At 56.6% G+C, this 3,801-nt stretch carries 5 protein-coding genes and 1 pseudogene; 1 reads left to right on the top strand and 5 read right to left on the bottom strand.

Features of this window, described 5'->3' with window-relative positions; all coding sequences use genetic code 11:
* The 3 genes and pseudogenes from AB4043_RS17755 to AB4043_RS17745 form a co-directional block, all read right to left on the bottom strand.
* Window positions 1-604 (bottom strand): annotated as a pseudogene (locus AB4043_RS17755) (VirB4 family type IV secretion system protein); the annotation flags it as partial.
* Entirely contained in the window at window positions 585-848 is a 264-nt protein-coding gene (locus AB4043_RS17750; protein WP_213803155.1) for a VirB3 family type IV secretion system protein, read from the bottom strand. The gene AB4043_RS17750 and the pseudogene AB4043_RS17755, both read right to left, overlap by 20 nt.
* A gap of 14 nt (window positions 849-862) precedes the next feature.
* Complete coding sequence (locus tag AB4043_RS17745) at window positions 863-1,153, bottom strand: hypothetical protein (protein WP_442299869.1); 291 nt, start codon at window positions 1,151-1,153, stop codon at window positions 863-865.
* Window positions 1,154-1,715: 562 nt separating this feature from the next.
* Here AB4043_RS17745 and AB4043_RS17740 point away from each other — a divergent pair.
* On the top strand, window positions 1,716-1,937 hold the full coding sequence (locus AB4043_RS17740) for a helix-turn-helix domain-containing protein (protein WP_442299686.1): 222 nt from the start codon (window positions 1,716-1,718) through the stop codon (window positions 1,935-1,937).
* A 34-nt stretch (window positions 1,938-1,971) separates the two neighbouring features.
* Here the strand turns inward: AB4043_RS17740 and AB4043_RS17735 are convergent, their stop codons facing one another.
* Window positions 1,972-2,649 carry a hypothetical protein gene (locus AB4043_RS17735; RefSeq protein ID WP_442299688.1) on the bottom strand — a complete coding sequence of 226 codons (678 nt, stop codon included), beginning with the start codon at window positions 2,647-2,649 and terminating at the stop codon, window positions 1,972-1,974.
* Between the two features lie 534 nt (window positions 2,650-3,183).
* Window positions 3,184-3,801 (bottom strand): hypothetical protein (locus AB4043_RS17730; RefSeq protein ID WP_442307666.1); only part of this gene is annotated, 618 nt, incomplete at its 5' end.

Below are 3,801 nucleotides of genomic sequence, written 5' to 3'. Positions count from 1 at the left end.
GGTCAGCACTGGCCCAATCTTCAAGGTTGAACAGATAGCTGAAGAACTGAAAGACATCATTCTTCGGGAGCAACCGCAATCCAAGAGTGCTGCCGAGATGGCTTTCAAGGATGGTCGCTGTTTTCTGAAGCTCGGACAACATCCGCGATGTGTCAGCGGCGTTCTCTTGGGGCTCACGCTCAAACGCCTTCACCCTCGACGGCTCAAGCGTGAGGCACCAATGCAGGTCAATGCGGCGGAAGGCTGCCGTCTTCTCTAGGAATGCGAGCCGGTCGTCCACGAATACCTGCGTGGCGGCATTGATGTATGTGTTCTGACGTGGCAATTCAAAGCCGGACCTGACGCGGGCGTATTGATACAGGCAGGAACCTTCGGGCAGCCCACGTAGTGCGCCCTCAATCGACCGCATCCGCGCATCGAGTTCCTGGTCGGCCAAACCTTCTCCGTCGATGCCGGTGAGGGAGAACAGGCATCCGTAACCGCCGCCCTTGAGAGCAAAGACGTTCGGGCCGATGAAGCGCGAGATGGGCACAATCGAGCACGCGGCTCCAGCCTTCGTGAACCACGGCGTATGTTTGTGTTGCTCAGTGTTTGCGCGGGTCATAGTAGGACTTCTGGTTGAGGCTGAGGCCCCAGAGTTGAAACATCTTTGGGTGTTTGCGAACAATGAGCCATGCACTCACTGCAAGCGTGGGGAAGGCAATCATCGCCAGAAGACGAAACCCAACGAGGAAAACCGTCACGCAGACGAATACGATCGCCATCCATGCTGTAAGATCGAGACCAAGCTTGGCTCTCGGTCGATTCAGCGCTTGATTGATCGGTAACGGCTCTCCCCGCTTGGTCATAGCAGATGCACCTCCTACATCTGTTGCCCGGTTAAACTGCCTATCCAACCGGCACCCCAACCGAGCACTCCGGCACCGAACAGCGCGCCGAATAGTCCAGGAATTGCGTCCTGAAATCTCCCTGACATCATGCGGATTCCGGCGAAGATCAGGCCGCCGAAGCAGATAACAGCACCCGCATAAATACAGAAAGTTTTGAATGTTCCCATCAGGGTCGTTGCACCGGAGAAATCCATCGTTCCCTGAGCGTGAGCGACGCCGCTTCCGGCTCCCGCAAACAGGAGGGCAGCAAGCGTCGGTCCCATCACATGAAGAGCGTGGCGGAGGGATTGTTTTGAGAGGGAGATTGCCCACCGTTTGGCGGGCCGATTGATCGACCGATCGAGAGGCTTTCCCAACCGGATTGCGGGGCGGATTCTGAGCATCTTTGCACCTCCGCTGACCTCACTACGTCAGCATGGCGCAAAGCTAAGTGCCGTCTTCCAACCGAGTCCAATGACTTTTAGGGAAAGCGTTATTCCGTTTAGGAATAGCGGGGGCCGTTCGACTGAGATAGATTCGCTAAAGTTCGTATTCCCGAAGAACTTCGGGCGTGCCAACTCCACCCTGATACAGAGAGGCCGTCGCCGTAGGAGCATGGGACACGCAGCAGGAGAAAAAGGTGCCGTCCGTTATATCGATTTGAAGCTCGATTCCGCCGCTCCCGTCCTTGCAAATGCGGACCGTCTTGATGGTCTTCCCGGACAGTTCGGAGCATTCCACGTAATCTCGGTTCATGTTCTCAGACCTCGCTAGAGCTGGAAGCCAGGTCCATTATCACACTCATCGTGTGTAGACTCATAGTGGTCACGCTCCAAGTATGGAAGGGTGACCACTCGCTCCGTAAAGTCTCGATTTGGAACCGCGGTGCGAAGACTGCGCGCAGAACGGGGCTATTCCCAGGAGGAACTCGCGGAACGGGCCGGACTGCACCGAAACTATGTGGGCGGTGTAGAACGAGGCGAACGGAACGTAGCTTTAGAGAACATCGTAAAACTGGCGAAGGCACTTTCGGTTGGTCCCAAAGACTTGTTTGCCGACTTTTCATAGCTATCTGTGCAACACCCTGTTGCACGAATCCGGGTCAGAGGAGCCATCCCGAGGCAGCCACGGTATTCACGATGGCTGAAGCTTGCGCGAACCGGAAGTACCCCCGAATCCAGCCCCCGAGAGCAGGAGAGATCCAATCGCCACACTCTGCAAGCTGCGCCAAAGAGACCCTTCGTTGATGTCCGGCGTAGAGCGATCCGGCTGAGGTGAGGATCGGCTCATGATGGGCGACGCGATTCCGCAACCAGCGGATTGCTTCTAATCGTCGATGGATCACGGGGCGGGCGAGTCTGACGCCGGGAAAGGCCGCACTCAGGCAGGGCTGCCAGAGAGTCCAGTGATACCGTTGGGCAGCCAGATCTGTCCAGAAGCCAAACATGAGTTCGGCTACGACCTTGCCAGGGGAGGCGTTTGCCCCGCCCGCATCCCGAACGGCCGCGGCAATCTTGTCGCGCGCATAGGCCGACAAAGGAGCTACCGTGTACCAGCGCGGCGTGGCGAAATGGGCGGTGAGCTGATCGTGCATGCTATTGCGGATGGCGACTTCGAGGCCATGCAATAGGCCGAACGTCATCTCCGAGAGCGCCACATTCTGTTCGTAGAGAGAAACCGCGTCTCCAAGGTTTTGAGAGGTGGCGGCGAGATACCGCTTGAGCCTCTCCCTGGAGACGGCGCGCTCAATTTCGGTCAGAAGCTGCGCGGAATGGGGCAATGGAATCCTCCGAGGGACCGTGCTAGTATCAATTTGAGGCTTCCGGGAGCATCCCTGCCGCAAGGCATATTCCCAGGGCAAAGAGCGAGAAGGGGCCAGCGATGGCCCCTTCTTCTTTTGCGCCACGCTTTATCGTGGCCCCTCCATTCTGTTTTGTAAATACCTATGAATGAACAAGTTACCGACCTCTGCCGGAGTTCGGCAGAGGTCTCCTATAGGTCTATCCGCAACCTGTAGAAATGAATGATCTAGGGCCATCCGTTCAATTGCCATGGGTGCAGAAGGGTGCTCAACCGTGGGTCATTCCGTCAGCGCGGAGTGGAAATAGAAGGCGATCACGACCAGCGGAGCTTCATTATGCCGTCTGTTCTCCATGCCAAATCGGGAATCCAAGCAGAACCTGAAGATCGCAATCATTGCAGCTAATGGGTCTTCCCAGCTGAGCGAAGGAGGCCGGAATGCCTCTCTCCTGCAGTACCGCAAGCACAATCAAAGTCACGCCGTAGTCACAGGTCTACTGAACCTCGGGCTGCATTATGGCTGCGCATCGAGAAAATCCATGATCCCGCTGTAGGCAGTTGCCAACTGTGTCTTCAGTGCGTCCCGCTCCCGCGATTGAAGGTGCTTCGTCTGCTTGCCACCCTTGGTTTCGAACGGATGGCTGTCAGGAATGCGATTCCGGCGATCGTTCGCAGCCCTGAGCGCTGTCGCGATCGCGGTAAATTCACGCGCGAAGGCACCGTTAGCGTCTAAAAGCTGCCCAAATGTCCTGAGCCTCTGTCCGCTTCCGTCCACCAACGTCATGGCTCCAGCCAAGTTGTTGTCCGCCAAATACTTCTGGAAGGCACGAAAGACCGCATCGTTGAATGAGTTCTGGGATGCGAGCCATCCGGACTTATCCGAATAAAACTTGCTGTCGGCGTTCAGGAGCAGGTTGAGCGCGTGCTGAAAATTCGCATCGAGAAGTGGCTTCCAACCTCGCCAATAGCGCAGGCCGAACCTAGAACGGATCACGTCACCTATCTGGTCAAATTTGGTACTGCGAGTGGCGCCGATCAAACCGAGTCCCTTGAAGACGTTCTTCGTCTCTGGCGACATCCGGCTAACTCGCAGCCTCAAATCGTGCGTCGAGATATCGCGCTGCACTAACTC

Origin of the sequence: Terriglobus sp. YAF25, assembly GCF_052113305.1 — a bacterium.
In the GTDB taxonomy this organism is placed as follows: Bacteria; Acidobacteriota; Terriglobia; order Terriglobales; family Acidobacteriaceae; genus Terriglobus.
Note: the sequence above shows the minus strand (reverse complement) of the source record. Positions and strands in the feature narration are given on the sequence as shown.